Below are 18,601 nucleotides of genomic sequence, written 5' to 3' on the forward strand. Positions count from 1 at the left end.
TCCTCGTTGCAGGTTGGGATTTGTACTAAGCCGGGGACCGCGGATCAGCGCCGCGCGAGCAGCAGGCCGGCGATGAAGGCCAGCCCGGCGACCACGCCGGCGGCTTGCCACGGGTTCTCGTGGACGGCCTGCGAGACGCGGTCGGCGTGGGCGCGCAGGCGGTAGAGGGCGTCGTCGGCCGCGTCGTCGAGCGTGCCGCGCACTTCGTCGAGGCGGCTGTGCAGGCGCTTGCGCAGCGACTCGACGTCGGCGTCTTCCTTCTTCAGCAGGTCTTCGAGTTCCTCGACCAGCGAGCGCACATCGTCCTTGACGTCGGCATTGAGGTCGCGGGCGGCGTGGCGCGTATCGCGGGCGACGCGACGGCCGGCGCGTCGCACTTCGTGGAGACCGCGATCGAGCTTGTCTTCGAGGCTGTTCGTGAATGCCATGATGGTCGTTCTCCTTAGGATCGATATGAGGTCGATGATGCGACAACTGCTCCGATGTGATTCGCATTTTCGCGATGAGTTTCGCAATTCGTATGCCACCTTCTGACGCGAATCAAAAAAAGCGTTTCGCGACAGGGGCTTGGCGTCGCAGGGAAGCGTGGCGGCACATGTTTCCGATTGAGCAATGGTTTGAGCAAAAATTGCCGTTTTCGGGGTATTGCGGGACGGCAGGAACGATCGATCCACAGCGGGCGCGAGGGTTGCGATCGGCCGGGAACCGTTGCCCCGCATGGCGTCGCCGCGCTGCCGGCGTGCGTCTGCGGCGCGGCCCGTCAGGTACTGCCGCGCGCGGCGCGAGGCGGATGCGGCCGGTTGGCCGGCGCGACGCGGTGCGTCGCGCCGACGGTGCTTTTTTGCACGATCGCAGGGGCGGGCTTGTAGTTTTTTCCGTCGTGGCGAGTCCGCTGCGGCGCTGGCTCGGCGCAGCGCGCGGTGGGGAAGGCCGCGCGTGCGAGGCGGCGATGCCTGCTGCGGCGGGCGCGCCGAACGCGCTGCCGGATATCGGCGATCGCCGCCGCAAGCGGCGTCGATGGCAGCGCGACGCCGAACGCCGACGTCATGGCAAGCCGGCAGATCGATACGAAACGTGCAATGCCTGCTTCATTGGGCCGGCATGGAAACGGTGGAACGGTTCACGAGACCGTATCGGCATGGTGAACGAAGCAAATGACGAGATGCCGCGCAGGTCATCCGGCCAGGGTGTGGCGAACGCTCGTGGCCCCCGTCATCGTGCTTGGCTCAGCGGAGAATGCCGTGGCTTCCAGGCTTGCAGGCTTCCGATTGCCGAAGCCGCCGGCCAGCGCGCGCAAGGCAGAACGAAGGCTGCACGCGATACGAACGCGGGCGGCGTTTCAGCGATGAGACGCGGTCGCGCGGCGTGGCGATCCGCAGCGGCGAGGCAAGTGTCATGGAGGCGGCCGTTGGCCGGCAGGGCAGGGACGGGATCGGCGTCGCCGGCGTGCTCGATGTCGTCGCCGCCGGCAAGGCGGCGACGACATCGAAGACGTGCCCGGCCGTCGCGAGGTACGCGGTCGAGGTGGGCGAGATCGGCCCAGGTCCTTGTTGGGTGCCTGCCGTGATCGGTGCGAAGGCCAGGCGCGCCCGCTGTCCCGCAGCGCGCCACAGCGCGTCAGGCGCCTGCCCCGTCTGCGCCGCCGGCGGCCGCAACCGGTTGCATGAATCGCAATTCACTTCAATATTCTTTATGGAATTTTTTGGATAATTTACCGATTTCTCTCGTCAATCGGAAAATGATTCCTGCAAATCGCGTTTAGTGCCGTCTGCAACAATTGGTAAGCAAATGTGACACGGCGAAAATCCTTTACCAGTAAGGCTTTTCGCTATTTTTTTGCAAACGTTTTGAGCACCGCTTGATTACTCGCAAGGAGCCGCGAGGATCTCTTGTTTCAGTGGGTAACAATACGAGATTGCCATATTGAGATAAACCCTGATGGTGGTATGCTTCATGCACATTAAATTCCGCATCTCTCGGAAAAGCGGATTCGTGCATCGGCGTCGTGAATCGCGGCACTGCTTCAGTGCGCGATGCCTCGACGCGGCACACCGGTATTCGTCCAATGTGCAACCTGGCCGTGATCGCGCATCCCACATGCCCGATCACGTCGCCCCGATCGCAGCCCCGGCCTGGCTGCGTTGTGGAGATATCTATGTTCTTCGATGAGCTGAGCGATGAAGAATGGACACGCGTGTCGACACTGATCGCGGACGAGCCCATCCGGCTTAACCGTCGTGGTCGCCCGCGCGCGGAAACGCGCGTGGTGGCGAACGCGATACTCTGGATTCTGACCACCGGCGAGCCCTGGTCCAAGCTGCCCGGCCGCTATCCGTCTGGGCCCACCTGCCGCCGCCGTTTCGAGGAGTGGCTCGCCAGCGGCACGCTCGGCGAGATGGTGGCGATGCTCAGCGAGATGAGCGGCCGCAGCTTCGCCTATGTGCCGCCGCCGCCCGAACTGGCCGCGCCGGCCCCGTGCCCCGAGCCGGCCGCGAACCATGACCGGCTGCGCGGCGTGTTCTGGCAGAACCCCGAGTCGTGGCGCCTGCCGGTGGCCGACGCCGCCGACTGGCACGACGCGGACGACGTGGACGACGGCGGCGGTGCGGGGCGCCGCGTGGTTCACGACACGCCGTCGGTGGCCGAGGCCGTGCCGATGGTGCAGGCCGTCGCGGGCCAGGCCCACGCCGCCCGGGCGCTGGCGGCAGCGAGCGGGGGCGAGATCGACGCCCAGGCCGATCTCGCCGATCACGTGCGGCCCATGTCGGTCCGCTTCGCCACCGTCGCGCCGCAATCGGAGTCGTACCGCGGCTACACGCTGTACGGCACCGCACAGCCGGTGCAGAACATGATGTACCGCGCCTGGGCCGAGATCGCCTGCGGCGGCCGCCGCATCGAGCGTTCGGGACTGATCGGCCCGCGCTTCTCGGACCCGGAGGCGGCCGAGCGTCACGCGATCGCCTGGGGGCGCGAGTGGGTCGACCAGCACCTGGCGGCCGAGGCCGAGGCCCACGACGAGGCGTCGGCCGCAGCCGTGGCGCAGGCGCTGCCGCCGCAGATGCGCGTGATGCGTCCGGCCAGCGCGGTGCTCGCGACGCTGCCGTCGATGGCGGCCGATCGCCAGGTGGCACGGCACCTGAGCGGCGAGCGCCGCCTCGACCTGGCCGATGGCGCGGCGCGTGCGCACGAGCTTGCGCATCGCGAATTCGCCTATCAGGTCGGTTAGGAAGCCTGACGAGACCGTTCACGGATGCAGGGTCGTTTCACCCGGCCTCGGCGCCGGCGCCTTCGGGCCGCCGGCGCTTTTTTTGATTTTTTCCCGAGCGATGCACCTCTGGCAGGCGCCGCCGGCCTGACAGTCAGCACGGTGCGCGGGCCCCAGGTTCGCCGGCGTACCGCGCGCGGCGGCGCCGCGCCATGACGAGCCGCCGCCCGCCCGGAAGACCGGGCGGGCGGCGGTGCGAGGGAACCGCGGGCAAGCAGGGGGCGGCAGCCGCTGCCGGGAACGGTCAGCCGCGGCCGTAGGTGTCGTCGAAGCGGACGATGTCGTCCTCGCCGAGATATGCTCCCGACTGCACTTCGATCAGCTCCAGCGGCATCTTGCCCGGATTTTCGAGCCGGTGCGTGACGCCGAGCGGAATGTAGGTCGATTCGTTCTCGGACAGCAGGAACGTGTCCTCGCCGCGCGTGATGCGCGCCGTGCCGCACACCACGATCCAGTGCTCGGCGCGGTGGTGATGCATCTGCAGCGAGAGCTGCGCGCCCGGCTTCACGACGATCCGCTTGACCTGGAAGCGCTCGCCCATGTCGACCGAATCATAGTGGCCCCACGGGCGATGCACCTTCCGATGATTCGACGCCTCCGCGCGCGCCGCGCCCTTCAGGCGGCCGACGATCTTCTTGACGTCCTGCACGTGCGCCCGGTCGGCCACCAGCACCGCGTCGGGCGTTTCCACCACGACCAGGTCGCGGGTGCCGACGCAGGCGATCAGCCGGCCCTCGGAGTGCGCGAAGGTGGAGGCCGCGCCTTCCAGCATCACCGCCCCGCGCGCCACGTTGCCGCTTTCGTCCTTCTCGGAGATCTGCCACAGCGCGTCCCACGAGCCGACGTCCGACCAGCCGGCGTCCAGCGGCACCACCACGCTTTCGCAGACCTCCGGCGCGTTGACGAGCGGCTCCATCACCGAATAGTCGATCGAGTTCGCCGGCGAGGCGGCAAAGCTCTCGCGGTGCAGGCGGAAGAACGTGCCGTCGTCGTGGCCGAGCGCCACCGCCTGCTCGCAGGCCGCGTGGATGGCGGGCTGGAAGTGGCGGATCGCCTTGAGCCAGACCGAGGCGCGCACGATGAAGATGCCGCTGTTCCACCAGTAGTCGCCGGCGCTCACGTATTGCTGCGCGAGCTCCAGGTGCGGCTTCTCGACGAAGCCCGCGAGCTTGCGCACTTCCAGGGTGCCCTCGCCGCCGGCGTCGATCGGGCGGCCCACGCGGATGTAGCCGTAGCCGGTTTCGGCGTGCGTCGGCAGGATGCCCATGGTGGCGATCCGGCCTTGCATCGCGTGGCGGATGCCGGCCTCGAGCGCAGCCTGGAAGCGCGCCAGATCGGCCAGCGCGTGATCGGCCGGCATCACCGTCATCACCGCATCGCCGGCCTGGGCGGCGATGCGCAGCGCCGCGATCGTCAGCGCCGGCGCGGTGTCGCGGCCGAACGGCTCGAGCACGATCGACGCGTCCTTGCCGGCCAGGCGCAGTTGCTCGGCGGTCGTGAAGCGGTGATCGTCGCCGCACACCACCATCAGTCGTTCGGAGACCGGATGATCGCCCGCGTAGCCGTCGAGGCGGCGCGTGGTCGACTGCAGCAGCGATTCGTCGCCAAGCAGGCCGATCAGCTGTTTCGGGAACTGTTCACGCGACATCGGCCAGAGCCGCGTGCCGGAGCCGCCCGCCAGCACCACGGGCTGCACGGCCACGCGGGCGGCCGTCGCGGCGCCCTGGGTCGCGCCGCCAGCGGCAGCGGCGGCGCGGGCGGGAGCCGCGGCCGGCGCGGCGGCGGTCGGCGCGCGGCCGACGACGGAGGGAGGATTCATCGTGTACTCCTCGAAAACGTGGATCGGTCCTCAGGTTTTTATCACGTCATTAATGGTGAGAAAAATCGATTTTCTGCACTGCAGCATCGAAGTGCGGCCGTGAAAAATAAAGTAGGACGCGGCTCGAAACATCAAAATTCGATTGGTGAAAAAATGTAAAAAATAGGACACGATTCATAGCTATTCATTGATTCAAAAGGATTTTTCGATCCGTGTTGGACGATATGGGCGAACCGGCGAGATTCGATCCGGAAAATTGTGCAGAGAAAAATTCGCACTAAAAATGTAATAAATTCCGAATATTTTTAGAAATACTTGCGCACTTGCAGCAACAATTTTCTTGCCGCTTCAATAGGGCCTGCAGCAGACGAACCGGCCCCCGAATGGTGCCGTGCCGCTGCGATCCGACCATCTGTCAGGCGAAGGAGCGACCCATGTTGAGCGTGTTGGCGAGAGTGATCGATATCGCGATGGCGGTGGCCGGTGCGCTCGTCGCGGCCGGGCTGCACCGCGGCGGCATCGTGGCGCTCGACGATCTGCAGCGGTCGATGGTGCTGTTCAACGGCATGCTGATCGTCGCGTTCTTCCCGGCCTTCGGCATCTACCAGTCGTGGCGCGGCAAGCCGCTGCGCTCGCTGCTGTGTCGCGTGGCGGTGGCCTGGCTGGCGGTGGAGACGGCCGGGATCCTGATGAGCTTCAGCTTTCACCACTCCGGCGCGCTGTCGCGGCTCTGGCTCGGCTACTGGGCGTTGGTGACGGCCGCGCTGCTGGTGGCTTCGAAGGCGTTGGTCCACTGGGTGCTGCGGCGGCTGCGCCGCGAGGGCTACAACCACAAGGTGGTGGGACTCGTCGGCGACACCAGCGTCACGCGCCGCCTGATCGCGCAGATGCGCGCGCGCCCCGAAGCCGGCTTCACGCCGTCGTGCATCTTCGACGTGACCGGCCAGGTGGGCACGCGCGAGTTCGACGGCGTGCCGGTGGAGCGGCGCTTCTCCGAGCTGGTGCGGCTGGTGCGCGGCCGCTACCTGCGCGAGCTGTGGCTGACGCTGCCGATCACCGAGGAGCGTCAGATCCACCGGATCGTGAAGGAGTTCCAGCATGATTTCGTCAATATCCGCCTGATTCCCGACGTGCGCAGCCTGTCGTTCTTCAACCAGGAGGTGGTCGAGCTGCTCGGCGTGCCCGCCATCAATCTGGCCGCCTCGCCGATCACCGACGTTCGCATCCTGCCGAAATTCGTGTTCGACCGGATGTTTGCGCTGGTCGCGCTGACCCTGCTCTCGCCGTTGATGCTGCTGATCGCCGTGCTCATCAAGCTGACCTCGCCCGGGCCGGTGTTCTTCCGCCAGACCCGCAAGGGCATCGACGGCCACGAGTTCCGGATCTACAAGTTCCGCTCGATGAAGGTGCATGCCGAGGCCAAGGGGCAGGTCACGCAGGCGCGCAAGAACGATTCCCGCGTCACGCCGATCGGCCGCTTCCTGCGGCGCACCAGCCTCGACGAGCTGCCGCAGTTCATCAACGTGCTGAAGGGCGAGATGTCGGTGGTCGGCCCGCGTCCGCACGCGCTCGAACACGACGACATCTACAAGGATCTGGTGCGCGGCTACATGTTCCGCTACCGGATCAAGCCCGGCATCACGGGTTGGGCGCAGATCAACGGCTTTCGCGGCGAGACCGACCGCGTCGAGAAGATGTCCGGCCGCGTCAAGCTCGATCTCTACTACATGCAGAACTGGTCGTTCTGGCTCGACATCAAGATCGTCGCGCTGACGCTCTGGAAAGGCTTTACCGGCAGCAATGCCTACTGAGCGCGGCGCGCCGCTCCTTCTCATTTTCCGATTGACCGATCAACGAGTGGCGGCCGGCAGCGGCCGCAAGGGCTGACAAATGAACCTGACCATCATCGGCAGCGGCTACGTGGGCCTCGTCACGGGCGCGTGCCTGGCCGACATCGGACACGACGTATTCTGCCTCGACGTGGATCCCGTGAAGATCGGCATCCTCAACGACGGCGGCGTGCCGATTCACGAGCCGGGCCTGGCCGAACTGATCGCGCGCAACCGCGCGGCGGGCCGGCTGCGCTTTTCGACCGACGTCGAGGCGGCCGTGGCGCATGGGGACGTGCAGTTCATCGCGGTGGGCACGCCGCCCGACGAGGACGGCTCGGCCGACCTGCAGTACGTGCTGGCGGCGGCGCGCAACATCGGCCGCCACATGAGCGGCTTCAAGGTGATCGTCGACAAGTCCACGGTGCCGGTCGGCACCGCCGAGCGCGTGCGCGCGACGGTGGCCGCCGAGCTGGCCGCACGCGGCGCCGACACCATGTTCTCGGTGGTCTCCAACCCGGAATTCCTCAAGGAAGGCGCGGCGATCGACGATTTCGCGCGGCCCGACCGGATCGTGATCGGCTGCGACGACGACGTGCCGGGCGAGCGCGCGCGCGAGCTGATGAAGAAGCTCTACGCGCCGTTTAACCGCAACCACGAGCGCACGCTCTACATGGACGTGCGCTCGGCCGAGTTCACCAAGTACGCGGCCAACGCGATGCTGGCCACGCGCATCTCGTTCATGAACGAGCTGGCCAACTTCGCCGACCGCGTGGGCGCCGACATCGAGGCGGTGCGGCGCGGCATCGGTTCCGATCCGCGCATCGGCTATCACTTCCTGTACGCCGGTGCCGGCTACGGCGGCTCGTGCTTCCCGAAGGACGTCGAGGCGCTGATCCGCACCGCCGACGCGAGCGGCCAGTCGCTGCGGATCCTGCGCGCGGTGTCGGACGTCAACGCCGCGCAGAAGCACGTGCTGGCCGCGAAGATCGTCGCGCGCTTCGGCGCGGACCTGAGCGGGCGCCGCTTCGGCGTGTGGGGCCTGGCGTTCAAGCCGAACACCGACGACATGCGCGAGGCGCCCAGCCGCGCGCTGATCGGCGAGCTGCTCGCGCGCGGCGCGCAGGTCAGCGCCTACGATCCGGTGGCCACCGCCGAGGCGCGCCGCGTGTTCGCGCTCGATCTGGCCGGCGCGCCCGGGCAGCTCGCGCGCCTGCGCTTCGCCGAGGATGCCGGCGACGCGGCCGACGGCGCGGATGCGCTCGTGATCGTCACCGAATGGACCGCGTTCAAGAGCCCCGATTTCGCGGCGCTCGCCGCGCGCTGGAAGACGCCCGTGATCTTCGATGGGCGCAACCTGTACGAGCCGCTCGCGATGCGCGAGCTCGGCATCGAATACCACGCGATCGGCCGCGCCGGCGCGCAGCGCGGCGCACCGGCCGCGGCGGCCGGCACCGAGGGCGGCGCCGCTCGCCCGGCCGCGCGGGTCCGCCTCTGAGCGGCGTGCCAACCGAGAGGAGGAGGGTCCGATGTTCCAGAAGGTGCTGATCGTCTGCCACGCCAACGTGTGCCGCAGCCCGACCGCCGAAATGCTGTTTCGCACGCACGGCCGCGCCGCGCTCGGCGAGGGCTGCACCTTCCATTCGGCCGGCATCGATGCCAACGACGGCGACGGCATCGATCCGGTGATGCAGGCGCTGCTCGCCGAGCGCGGCGTCGACGCCTCGGCGCACCGCTCGCGCCGGCTCAACAGCGCGCTGGTGCGGGAGGCGGACCTGGTGCTCGCCACCGAGCGGCACCAGATCGACGCGATCGAATCGGTGGACCGGTTCGCGCGCGGCAAGGTCTTCCTGCTCGGCAAATGGGAGGACGCGGAAATTTCCGATCCGCACGGCGGCAGCGAATCCGCCTACCGCGAAAGCTGCCGGTTGATCGAACGTCTGGTCCAGGGATGGCTGCAAAAACTATGCTGAAACGCCTGTTTGCGCGCGATTGCGCGCTCCGCTTCGCCCCCCGCGCCGCACCCCGGGCGGCCCGCCGGGCCGCGCCCGCCATGCTGGCGATGCTGCTGGCCGCCTGCTCGAGCGCGCCCGGCAACTACCTCGACACCTCGCGCCTCGAGGATCACGATCCGACGCCGGACAAGCACTACAACGTGAAGCTGATCACGCCGCAGCTGGTGGTGGCGCAGGCGCTCGCGCAGCGCAAGGAGCGGCCGCTGCCGCCCGACATGTTCAGCGATCCGAACCAGTACGTCTACCGGATCGAGCCGCAGGACATTCTCGGCGTGACGGTCTGGGACCATCCCGAGCTGACCACCCCGCAGGGCCAGACGTTCTCGGCGGGCGGCAACACCACCCAGACCATCGCGGGCGCGCTGCAGCAGCCGTACACCAACGCGCTGCCGGGCCAGGCCGACCCCTACGGCCAGACCGTGGGCGCCGACGGCACCATCTACTTCCCGTTCGTCGGCCGCGTGCGTGCCGCGGGGCGCACCGCCCAGCAGCTGCGCGACGAGCTGACCGCGCGGCTCGCCAGGTACGTGCGCGATCCGCAGATCGACGTGCGCGTGCTGTCGTACCGCAGCCAGAAGGTGCAGGTCACGGGCGAGGTCAAGACCCCCGGGCCGCTCGCCATCACCGACGTGCCGCTGCGCCTGGTGGATGCGATCACGCGCTCGGGCGGCTCGACCGCCGAGGCCGACTTGCAGCGCGTGCGGCTCACGCGCGATGGCAAGTTCTACGTGCTCGACGCGAATGCCATGCTCGATCGCGGCGACGCGGCGCAGAACGTGATGCTGCAGCCGGGCGACGTGATCAACGTGCCGGACCGCAGCGACAGCCGCGTCTTCGTGATGGGCGAGGTGAAGACGCCCGCCACGGTGCCGATGCTCAAGGGGCGCCTGACCATCGCCGACGCGCTGACGGCCGGCGGCGGGATTCTCGATACCGATGCCAACCCGCGCCAGGTCCTGGTGCTGCGCGACATGCAGGACAAGCCGGACTCGCCCGACATCTACCGGCTCGACATGACCCAGCCCGACGCGCTGATGCTGTCGAGCCGCTTCCAGCTCAAGCCGCTCGACGTGGTCTACGTGGGCACGGCGGCCTCGGTCGAGTTCAACCGCCTGTTGCAGCAGATTTTCCCGACGATCCAGTCGGTCTACTACATGAAGCAGATCACGCGCTGATCTGACCGTGCCGGCATCATCCCCGATGCCGGCGACCGAACCCGGAGCGGACAAGCCATCGTGAATACGCAAGTCAAACACCCTTACGCGGACCTCGCCGCGAAGCCCGACGACGAGGACGTCGTCCTCGGCCAACTGATCCAGGTCGTGCTCGACGACATCTGGCTGCTGCTCGGTATCGCGGCGCTGATCGTCGCGCTCGCGGGCGTCTACTGCTACCTCGCGAAGCCGATCTATTCCGCCGACGCCCATGTACGCGTCGAGGCCGCGGACAACACCACCCAGGCGCTCACGCAGACCCAGACGGGCGCCGTGATCAACAGCGGGCCGGCCACCCCGGCCACCGAGGCCGAGATCGAGATCATCAAGAGCCGCGGCGTGGTCGGCCCGGTGGTCGAGCAGTGCAAGCTGAACTTCTCGGTCACGCCGAACACGTTCCCGCTGCTGGGCTCGATCGCCGCGCGCCTGGCCACGCCGGGCAAGCTCGCCGCGCCGTGGTTCGGCCTCAGGTCCTATGCCTGGGGCGGCGAATCGGCGGTGCTCGATTCGATCGACGTGACGCAGGCGCTGGAGGGCAAGAAGCTCACGCTGACGGCCGGCGCGAACGGCACCTACACGCTCGCCGACGAGGGCGGCGGCCTGCTGCTGCGCGGCCGCGTGGGCGAGCGCGACGAGGGCAACGGCGTGGCGCTGACGGTCAGCAAGCTGGTGGCGCGGCCCGGCACGCAGTTCACGGTGGTGCGTCAGAACGATCTCGACGCGATCACGGCGTTCCAGTCGGCGATCCAGGTGGCCGAGCAGGGCAAGCAGACCGGCGTCATCCAGATCTCGCTCGAAGGCAAGGACCCGGACCAGACCGCGATGATCGCCAACGCGCTCGCGCAGTCGTACCTGCACCAGCACGTCACCAACAAGCAGGCCGAGGCGAGCCGCATGCTCGACTTCCTCAAGAGCGAGGAGCCGCGCCTGAAGTCCGACCTCGAGCGCGCCGAGGCCGCGCTGACCGAGTACCAGAGCACCTCGGGCTCGATCAACGCGAGCGACGAGGCGAAGGTCTACCTCGAGGGCAGCATCCAGTACGAGCAGCAGATCGCCGCGCAGCGGCTGCAGCTGGCCTCGCTCGAGCAGCGCTTCTCGCCCGAGCACCCGATGGTGGTGGCCGCCAACAAGCAGCTCGCCGAGCTGCAGCACGAGCGCGACAAGTACGCCGAGAAGTTCCGCAGCCTGCCCGCCACCGAGGTCAAGGCGGTGGCGCTGCAGCGCAACGCCAAGGTGGCCGAGGACATCTACGTGCTGCTGCTGAACCGCGTGCAGGAGCTGTCGGTGCAGCGCGCCGGCACCGGCGGCAACATCCGGCTGGTGGACGCGGCGCTGCGCCCCGGCGTGCCGGTCAAGCCGAAGAAGGCGCTGATCCTGTCGGCCGCGGTGATCCTCGGGCTGATCGTCGGCACCGGCGTGGTGTTCCTGCGCCGCAACATGTTCCATGGCCTCGAGGACGCCGAGCGCATCGAGCGCATGTTCAACCTGCCGATGTACGGCCTGATCCCGAAGAGCACCGAGCTCGAGCGGCTCGACGCCGAGGCGCAGAAGAGCGGCAGCGACATGCGGCCGATCCTGGCCGTCGCGCGGCCGAAGGATCTCAGCGTCGAGAGCCTGCGCAGCCTGCGCACCGCGATGCAGTTCGCGCTGATGGACGCCAGGAACCGCGTGATGGTGCTGACCGGCCCGACGCCGGGCATCGGCAAGAGCTTCCTGACCGTGAACCTGGCCGCGCTGCTCGCGCATTCGGGCAAGCGGGTGCTGCTGATCGACGCCGACATGCGCCGCGGCGGCCTCGACCGCTACTTCGGCGTGCCGCGCCGCAACGGCCTGTCCGAGCTGCTGAGCGGACAGATCGCGCTGGAGGAGGCGATCCGCGAGACGCAGGTGCCGGGGCTGTCGTTCATCCCCACCGGCCAGCGTCCGCCGAATCCGTCCGAGCTGCTGATGTCGCCGCGCCTCGCGCTCTACCTCGACGGGCTCGGCAAGCGCTACGACGCCGTGATCGTCGATTCGCCGCCGATCCTCGCCGTCACCGACGCGACCCTGTTCGGCGTGCTGGCCGGCGCCACCTTCCTGGTGCTGCGCTCGGGCATGCACACCGAGGGCGAGATCAGCGATTCGATCAAGCGCCTGCGCACGGCCGGCGTGCATGTGCAGGGCGGCATCTTCAACGGCGTGCCGGCGCGCGCGCGCGGCTACGGCCGCGGCTATGCGTCGGTCCACGAATACCTGAGCGCGTGATGCGTACTCAACCACGACCACGACGAGGATCCGATCCGATGAAACTCTCCGTACTCGTGCCGACCTACCGGCGTCCCACCGACCTCGCGCGCTGCCTGATCGCGCTGCAGCGGCAGCGCCGCGCGCCCGACGAGGTGATCGTCGTGGCGCGAGCCGACGACACCGCGACCCACGACTGTCTGGCCGATCCCGCGGTGCGCGGCGCGCTGCCGCTCACGGTCGCCCCGATCGAGGTGCCGGGCCAGGTGGCCGCGCTCAATCGCGGCCTGGAACGCGCCGCCGGCGACGTGCTGGCGATCACCGACGACGACGCCGCGCCGCGCCCCGACTGGCTCGAACGGATCGCCGCCGCGTTCGCCGCCGACGCGCGGCTCGGCGCGCTGGGCGGCCGCGACTGGGTGCACGAGCGCGGCCGCGTGATCGACGACACGCGGCCGGTGGTGGGCCGCGTCACGCTGTCGGGCAAGCTGGTCGGCAACCATCACCTGGGCACCGGCGGCGCGCGCGAGGTGGACATGCTGAAGGGCGCGAACATGATCTACCGGCGCGCCGCGATCGACGGGCTGCGCTTCGACACGCGGCTGCGCGGCGCCGGCGCGCAGACCCACAACGACATGGCATTCAGCATGGCCGTGAAGCGGCGCGGCTGGAAGCTCGTCTACGACCCGGCGGTGGCGGTCGACCATTACCCGGCCGAGCGTTTCGACGAGGACCGGCGCGACGCCGCCTCGCGCAACGCGATCGTCAACGCGGCCTACAACCTGCACCTGACGCTGCGCGACCACCTGCCCGAGCCGAAGCGCGAGATCGCCTGGTGGTGGTATCGGTTGGTCGGCACGCGCGTCTATCCGGGCCTCGCGCACGTGCTGCTGTCGCTCGGCTCGCGCGACGGCGCGCGCGTGCGGGAGCGCTGGCGAGCGGTGCGGCAGGGCGCCAGCGCCGCGCGCCGCGACACCCCCGCGCGCAGCCGGCCGCTCGCGGCCGCCTGAGCCCACGCCCGAGCCCACGCCCGAGCCGCCGCGCGCCCCTCGACCATCCGCACCCGGAGCCCTCGCATGACCGCCACGAACGTCCACGTTCATCTGTTCTATGGCGCCGACCCGCGCACCTATCGCCGCGGCGACAACATCGGCTGCCTGTACGGCTATCACCATGCCGAATCGGACGAGTTCGCGATGCACTATTCGCGCGATGCGCGCGAGTCGCGCCTCGTCAGCCTCGCGCGGCGCGCGCTGAAGGCCGCGCTCGGCTTCGACGCGATCCATGCCTGGCGCAATCGCGAGGCGCTGCTGGCGGCCGACGTGATCTGGACCCACACCGAGCAGGAGCACCTGGCCGCCGCGCTGGTGCTGAAGCTGGCCGGCGCGCGCGGCACGCGCGCGCTGCTGCTCGCGCAGAGCGTCTGGCTGCTCGACCGCTGGCCGCGGTTCGGCATGCTGCGGCGCTGGGCCTACCGCAAGCTGCTGGCGCGCGCCGACGTGCTGACCACGCTCGCGCGCGACAACGCCTTGCTGTGCCGCGAATACCTGCAGCGCGACGCGGTGCAGGTCTACTACGGGCTCAACACGCAGGACTTCCCGGTGCGCCGGCCCGAGGCGTGGACGCCGCACCGGCCGCTGCGGATCGCCTCGATCGGCAACGACCGCGACCGCGACTGGGCCACGCTGATCGAGGCGTTCGGCGGCCAGCCGCGCTACGCGGTGAAGCTGGCCACGCGGCGCCGGATTCCGCGCGCGCTGCATCGCGACAACGTCGAGATCGCCTCGGTGTCGGGCATCGCGCGCCAGCGCGAGCTCTACGACTGGGCCGACGTGATCGTGGTGCCGCTGCGGCCCAACCATCACGCCTCGGGCATCACCGTGATGCTGGAAGCGGCGGCGGTGGGCAAGCCGATCATCGTGAGCGACGTGGGCGGGCTCACCGACTATTTCCCGCGCGACTGCGCGGCCTACGTGCCGGCCTTCGACGCGGGCGCGATGCGCGGCGCGGCCGACCGCATGGTGGCGCAGCCCGGGCGCGCGCTCGCGTTCGCGCGCGCCGCCTCGATGCGGCTCGTCGAGCGCGACCTCACCACCCGGCAGTTCGCCGCCCAGCACGTGCGCATCACGCGCGAGCTGCTGCAGCGCCGCCGCGCGCCGGCCGGCGCCGCCGCGCCGCTGCCGCTGGCCGATTCGCGCACGCCGTCCAACTGAGCGCGCCGCCATGAGCACGCCCGCCGTCCCCGCTGCCGCGCCCCCGCAGGCACGCGCGCGCCAGCACGCGCGCCGCCTGCTGGGCGAGCCGAAACACTGGGCCGCGCAGACCGGCCTCTGGACCCTCACCGCGCTGCTGATCCTGGCCCACCAGGGCACGGTGCTCACCCTCGCGTTCCCGGCGCTGTCGATCGCCACCGGCCTGTGGCTGTATTTCCGCAGCCCGGCGCGCTACGTCGGCTTTCTCTGGTGGATGTGGTTCCTCGGTCCCGAGGTGCGCCGGCTCGCCGACTGGTCGCGCGGCGCCTACACGCCCACCAGCCTGATCCAGATCGCGCCGCTCGCGGTCACCATGATCGCGGGGCTCGGCCTGCTGCGCCACTACCGCGTGCTCGCGCAGCGGCGCGGGCTGCCGATGCTGATGATCCTGCTCGGGCTCGGCTACGCCTATCTGGTGGGGCTGGTCTCCTCGGGCGTGCTGGCCGCCACCTACGATCTGGCGAACTGGCTCTACCCGGTGCTGATCGGCTTCCACATCGCCGTGAACGCGCGCGACTACCCGGAATACCGCGAGGTGATCATGTCCACCTTCATCTGGGGGATGCTGGTGATGGGCGCCTACGGGATGGTGCAGTTCTTCGTCATGCCGAGCTGGGACGTGTTGTGGATGGTCGGCTCGCAGATGGCCTCGCAGGGCGAGCCGGTGGCCTACGGCGTGCGCGTGTTCAGCACCATGAATTCGTCCGGGCCGTTCGCGTTCGCGATGATGGGCGCGCTGATCTTCATGCTGGCCGCGACCCAGCGCGTGCGCTGGCTGGCCGGCGCGGCCGGCTTCATCGCCTTCATGCTGTGCCTGGTGCGCTCGACCTGGGGCGGCTGGGTGATCGCGCTCGCGGTGCAGCTCGCCAAGTCGTCGAACCGCGTGCGGGTGCGCATGGTGGTGGGCGCGATGGTGCTGGCCGGGCTGTCGGTGCCGCTGCTCACGATCGGCCCGGTGGCCGACCGGCTCGGCCAGCGGCTCGCCTCGATCACCAACCTCAAGGACGACCGCAGCTACGACGATCGCAACAAGTTCTACGCCACCTTCGCGCAGACCGCGTTCACCGACGTGGCGGGCGAGGGGCTCGGCGCGACCGGCTCGTCCACCAAGCTGTCGAGCGACAGCGGCGAGCTCGGCAAATACGGCAGCTTCGACAGCGGCGTGATGAACGTGCCGTTCGTGCTCGGCTGGCCCGGCACGCTGCTCTACCTGTCCGGCACGCTATGGCTGCTCGCGCGTGCGCTGCGCGTCTCGTTCCGGCTCAAGCAGGACAAGTACGTGGCCGCCTGCGTGAGCCTCGCGATCTCGATCTTCGCGATGCTCGTCTTCACCAACTCCCTGATCGGTACGGGAGGGTCGTTGCTGTTCATGAGTTTGTTTTCGATCTTGTCCGCGTCGCACTGGCAGAAGATCCAGCGAGCCGCCGCCGGACGCATACGGGGAGTAGACCAATGAGAATCGCCATCGTCACCCACGTGGTACGCCACAACGACGGGCAGGGGCGCGTCAACTACGAGATCGCGCGCGCGGCGCTGGCCGAGCAGTGCGACGTCACGCTCGTCGCCTCGCACGTCGCGCCGGAGCTGCTCGAGCATCCGCGCGTGCGCTGGATTCCGGTCCGGCCGGGCCGCTTCTGGCCCACCAACCTGATGCGCCAGCAGGTGTTCGCGCTGAAGAGCGCGCTGTGGCTGTCGCGCCACCGCGCCGAATACGACGTGCTGCACGTGAACGGCTTCATCTCGTGGGTGCGGGCCGACGTGAACACCGCGCACTTCGTGCATGGCGGCTGGTTCGCGAGCCCCTATTACCCGTTCGCGCTCACCAAGGGATTGTGGTCGGCCTATCAGTACGTCTACACGCGCGCCAACACCTTGCTCGAACGCTGGGCCTACCGCCGCTCGCGCGCGATCGTGGCGGTCTCCGGCAAGGTGGCCGACGAGATCCGCCGGATCGGCATCGACGGCAGCCGCGTCGGCGTGATCTACAACGGCGTCGACACGCGCGCGTTCGCCGGCGCGCGCGCCGATCGCGCCGCCTACGGGCTGCCGGAGGACGCGTTCCTGCTGCTGTTCGTGGGCGACCTGCGCACGCCGCGCAAGAACCTCGGCACCGTGCTCAAGGCGCTCACCAAGCTGCCCGACCACGTCCATCTGGCGGTGGCCGGCTACCTGCCGGGCAGCCCGTATCCGGACCAGGCGCGCGCGCTCGGGCTGGAGCGGCGCGTGCATTTTCTCGGGCTGGTGAAGACCATGCCGACGCTGATGTCGTCGGTGAACGCCTATGTGTTTCCGTCGCGCTACGAGGCGATGAGCCTGTCGCTGCTGGAGGCGATGGCGGCCGGCCTGCCGGTGGTGACCGCGCGCACCGCGGGCGGCGCCGAGATCATCACGGCCGACTGCGGCGTGGTGCTCGACGATCCCGACGATCCGCACGCGCTGGCCGGCGCGATCGGCGCACTGGCACGCTCGCCCGAGCGCTGCCGCGAAATGGGCGCCGCGGCCCGCGAACTGATGGACCAGTTCGGCTGGGCGCAGATGGGCGCCCAGTATCTCGCGCTGTACCGGCGGCTGATGCCGTCTTCCCAATCATCGGCGCACGGCGCGCCCGGCCCCGCCGCGGTGGCCGGACCCGGCCCCGTCGCCACGCAGGAGCCATTGTGATGAAAGACGCTTCCCCCTCGACGATCAAGTCGCTGCAGATCGGCATGCACTGGTTCCCCGAACGCGCGGGCGGCCTCGATCGCATGTACTACTCGCTGGTCGGCGCGCTGCCCGGCGCCGGCGTGGCCGTGCGCGGCGTGGTGGCCGGCTCGGGGCGCGTGGCGGCCGATACCGGCGGCGCGATCCGCGGCTTCGGGCCGGCCTCGCAGTCGCTGCCGCGCCGCATGATGGCCGCGCGCAGCGCGCTGCGCGAGGTGATCCGCCAGGAGCGGCCCGACGTGGTGTCGTCGCACTTCGCGCTCTACACGTTCCCGGGCCTCGACGTCACGCGCGGCATCCCGCAGGTCTCGCACTTCCAGGGGCCGTGGGCCGACGAGAGCCAGGTGGAGGGCGCCGATTCGCTCGGCCAGCGCGCCAAGCGCTATCTGGAGCAGGCCGTCTATGCGCGCGCCTCGCGGCTGATCGTGCTGTCGAGCGCGTTCGGCGAGATCCTGACCGCGCGCTACGGCATCTCGCAGGAGAAGGTGCGGATCGTGCCGGGCTGTGTGGACACCGCGCAGTTCGACCTGCCGATCACGCAGGCCGAGGCGCGCCGCAAGCTGCAACTGCCGGTGGGCCGGCCGATCGTGCTGGCGGTGCGGCGCCTCGTGCGGCGCATGGGGCTCGAGGATCTGATCGAGGCCGTGAACACCGTGCGGCGCCGCCATCCGGACGTGCTGCTGCTGATCGCCGGCAAGGGGCGGCTCGCCGAGGAGCTGCAGCAGCGCATCGACGCCGCCGGGCTCGGCGAGCACGTCAAGCTGCTCGGCTTCGTGCCCGACGAGCATCTGGCCGCGCTGTACCGCGCGGCCACCGTCAGCGTGGTGCCGACCGTCGCGCTAGAAGGCTTCGGGCTGATCACGGTGGAGTCGCTGGCCGCGGGCACGCCGGTGCTCGTCACGCCGGTGGGCGGGCTGCCGGAGGCGGTGTCGGGTCTGTCGCCCGAGCTGGTGCTGCGCGGCACCGGCGCCGATGCCATCGCCGAGGGGCTCGACGGCGCGCTGTCGGGCACGCTGAAGCTGCCCGACGCCGAGGCCTGCCGGCGCTACGCGCGCGAGAACTTCGACAACGCCGTGATCGCCAGGCGCGTCGCGCAGGTCTACGACGAGGCGATCCGGGCCGGCTAGCGAGCGCGCGGCGCGGCCCGGCGCCATCTCGCGCGATGGCGTCGCACGCGGCGAAGGGCGGGTGCGGGCCGGGCGCGGCCGGCGCTCGACCGGTGCGGCGCTCGGTGGATCAGCGAGCCGGTCGCCGTGCCGCCCGGGAAATGCCCGGCGTGCGGCG

General features: G+C 69.5%; 14 protein-coding genes. 11 read left to right on the top strand and 3 right to left on the bottom strand.

Annotation, left to right across the window (positions count from 1 at the left end; translation table 11 throughout):
- Nucleotides 1-44: 44 nt before the first annotated feature.
- The gene (locus tag KS03_RS06105; RefSeq protein WP_015877679.1) at nt 45-428 is read right to left on the bottom strand and encodes an ElaB/YgaM/YqjD family protein; all 384 of its coding nucleotides are present in this window, start codon (nt 426-428) and stop codon (nt 45-47) included.
- 332 nt (nt 429-760) lie between these two features.
- Nucleotides 761-1,048, bottom strand: coding sequence for a hypothetical protein (locus tag KS03_RS06110; RefSeq protein ID WP_017432809.1), 288 nt, complete (start codon nt 1,046-1,048; stop codon nt 761-763).
- Nucleotides 1,049-2,155: 1,107 nt separating this feature from the next.
- On the opposite strand from KS03_RS06110, the gene KS03_RS06120 reads away from it, so the two are divergent.
- Entirely contained in the window at nt 2,156-3,226 is a 1,071-nt protein-coding gene (locus tag KS03_RS06120) for a transposase (protein ID WP_015877678.1), read from the top strand.
- Nucleotides 3,227-3,509: 283 nt separating this feature from the next.
- Here the strand turns inward: KS03_RS06120 and KS03_RS06125 are convergent, their stop codons facing one another.
- Nucleotides 3,510-5,084, bottom strand: coding sequence for a mannose-1-phosphate guanylyltransferase/mannose-6-phosphate isomerase (locus KS03_RS06125; protein ID WP_015877677.1), 1,575 nt, complete (start codon nt 5,082-5,084; stop codon nt 3,510-3,512).
- Between the two features lie 434 nt (nt 5,085-5,518).
- Here KS03_RS06125 and KS03_RS06130 point away from each other — a divergent pair, with 434 nt between their 5' ends.
- The 10 genes from KS03_RS06130 to KS03_RS06175 all read left to right on the top strand — a co-directional run bounded on the left by KS03_RS06130 (nt 5,519) and on the right by KS03_RS06175 (nt 18,444).
- Nucleotides 5,519-6,895 carry an undecaprenyl-phosphate glucose phosphotransferase gene (locus KS03_RS06130; protein WP_015877676.1) on the top strand — a complete coding sequence of 459 codons (1,377 nt, stop codon included), beginning with the start codon at nt 5,519-5,521 and terminating at the stop codon, nt 6,893-6,895.
- 79 nt (nt 6,896-6,974) lie between these two features.
- Entirely contained in the window at nt 6,975-8,411 is a 1,437-nt protein-coding gene (locus KS03_RS06135) for a UDP-glucose dehydrogenase family protein (protein ID WP_015877675.1), read from the top strand.
- A gap of 31 nt (nt 8,412-8,442) precedes the next feature.
- Nucleotides 8,443-8,886 carry a low molecular weight protein-tyrosine-phosphatase gene (locus tag KS03_RS06140; RefSeq protein ID WP_015877674.1) on the top strand — a complete coding sequence of 148 codons (444 nt, stop codon included), beginning with the start codon at nt 8,443-8,445 and terminating at the stop codon, nt 8,884-8,886.
- A gap of 80 nt (nt 8,887-8,966) precedes the next feature.
- Nucleotides 8,967-10,103: a polysaccharide biosynthesis/export family protein gene (locus tag KS03_RS06145; protein ID WP_173941239.1), complete on the top strand. Its 1,137-nt coding sequence runs from the start codon at nt 8,967-8,969 to the stop codon at nt 10,101-10,103.
- A 57-nt stretch (nt 10,104-10,160) separates the two neighbouring features.
- A complete protein-coding gene (locus tag KS03_RS06150; protein ID WP_035977576.1) occupies nt 10,161-12,386 on the top strand; it encodes a polysaccharide biosynthesis tyrosine autokinase in 2,226 nt (741 codons plus the stop codon).
- Nucleotides 12,387-12,424: 38 nt separating this feature from the next.
- Nucleotides 12,425-13,375, top strand: coding sequence for a glycosyltransferase family 2 protein (locus tag KS03_RS06155; protein WP_015877671.1), 951 nt, complete (start codon nt 12,425-12,427; stop codon nt 13,373-13,375).
- Nucleotides 13,376-13,441: 66 nt separating this feature from the next.
- The gene (locus KS03_RS06160) at nt 13,442-14,578 is read left to right on the top strand and encodes a glycosyltransferase (protein WP_015877670.1); all 1,137 of its coding nucleotides are present in this window, start codon (nt 13,442-13,444) and stop codon (nt 14,576-14,578) included.
- Nucleotides 14,579-14,588: 10 nt separating this feature from the next.
- The gene (locus KS03_RS06165) at nt 14,589-16,073 is read left to right on the top strand and encodes a glucose-6-phosphate isomerase (RefSeq protein WP_015877669.1); all 1,485 of its coding nucleotides are present in this window, start codon (nt 14,589-14,591) and stop codon (nt 16,071-16,073) included.
- Nucleotides 16,070-17,278, top strand: coding sequence for a glycosyltransferase family 4 protein (locus KS03_RS06170; RefSeq protein ID WP_017923836.1), 1,209 nt, complete (start codon nt 16,070-16,072; stop codon nt 17,276-17,278). Before KS03_RS06165 ends, KS03_RS06170 begins: the two co-directional genes overlap by 4 nt.
- On the top strand, nt 17,278-18,444 hold the full coding sequence (locus tag KS03_RS06175; RefSeq protein ID WP_015877667.1) for a glycosyltransferase family 4 protein: 1,167 nt from the start codon (nt 17,278-17,280) through the stop codon (nt 18,442-18,444). The genes KS03_RS06170 and KS03_RS06175 overlap by 1 nt, the downstream gene beginning before the upstream one ends.
- Nucleotides 18,445-18,601: the final 157 nt, after the last annotated feature.

This window comes from Burkholderia glumae LMG 2196 = ATCC 33617, from assembly GCF_000960995.1.
Lineage (GTDB): Bacteria > Pseudomonadota > Gammaproteobacteria > Burkholderiales > Burkholderiaceae > Burkholderia > Burkholderia glumae.

What these genes read in the sequence shown, in the direction of transcription:
- KS03_RS06125 (WP_015877677.1), bottom strand. Translation starts at nt 5,084, where the DNA reads ATGAATCCTCCCTCCGTCGTCGGCCGCGCGCCGACCGCCGCCGCGCCG.
- KS03_RS06105 (WP_015877679.1), bottom strand. Translation starts at nt 428, where the DNA reads ATGGCATTCACGAACAGCCTCGAAGACAAGCTCGATCGCGGTCTCCAC.
- KS03_RS06155 (WP_015877671.1), top strand. Translation starts at nt 12,425, where the DNA reads ATGAAACTCTCCGTACTCGTGCCGACCTACCGGCGTCCCACCGACCTC.
- KS03_RS06145 (WP_173941239.1), top strand. Translation starts at nt 8,967, where the DNA reads ATGCTGGCGATGCTGCTGGCCGCCTGCTCGAGCGCGCCCGGCAACTAC.
- KS03_RS06175 (WP_015877667.1), top strand. Translation starts at nt 17,278, where the DNA reads ATGAAAGACGCTTCCCCCTCGACGATCAAGTCGCTGCAGATCGGCATG.
- KS03_RS06170 (WP_017923836.1), top strand. Translation starts at nt 16,070, where the DNA reads ATGAGAATCGCCATCGTCACCCACGTGGTACGCCACAACGACGGGCAG.
- KS03_RS06120 (WP_015877678.1), top strand. Translation starts at nt 2,156, where the DNA reads ATGTTCTTCGATGAGCTGAGCGATGAAGAATGGACACGCGTGTCGACA.
- KS03_RS06140 (WP_015877674.1), top strand. Translation starts at nt 8,443, where the DNA reads ATGTTCCAGAAGGTGCTGATCGTCTGCCACGCCAACGTGTGCCGCAGC.
- KS03_RS06110 (WP_017432809.1), bottom strand. Translation starts at nt 1,048, where the DNA reads ATGACGTCGGCGTTCGGCGTCGCGCTGCCATCGACGCCGCTTGCGGCG.
- KS03_RS06160 (WP_015877670.1), top strand. Translation starts at nt 13,442, where the DNA reads ATGACCGCCACGAACGTCCACGTTCATCTGTTCTATGGCGCCGACCCG.
- KS03_RS06135 (WP_015877675.1), top strand. Translation starts at nt 6,975, where the DNA reads ATGAACCTGACCATCATCGGCAGCGGCTACGTGGGCCTCGTCACGGGC.
- KS03_RS06165 (WP_015877669.1), top strand. Translation starts at nt 14,589, where the DNA reads ATGAGCACGCCCGCCGTCCCCGCTGCCGCGCCCCCGCAGGCACGCGCG.
- KS03_RS06130 (WP_015877676.1), top strand. Translation starts at nt 5,519, where the DNA reads ATGTTGAGCGTGTTGGCGAGAGTGATCGATATCGCGATGGCGGTGGCC.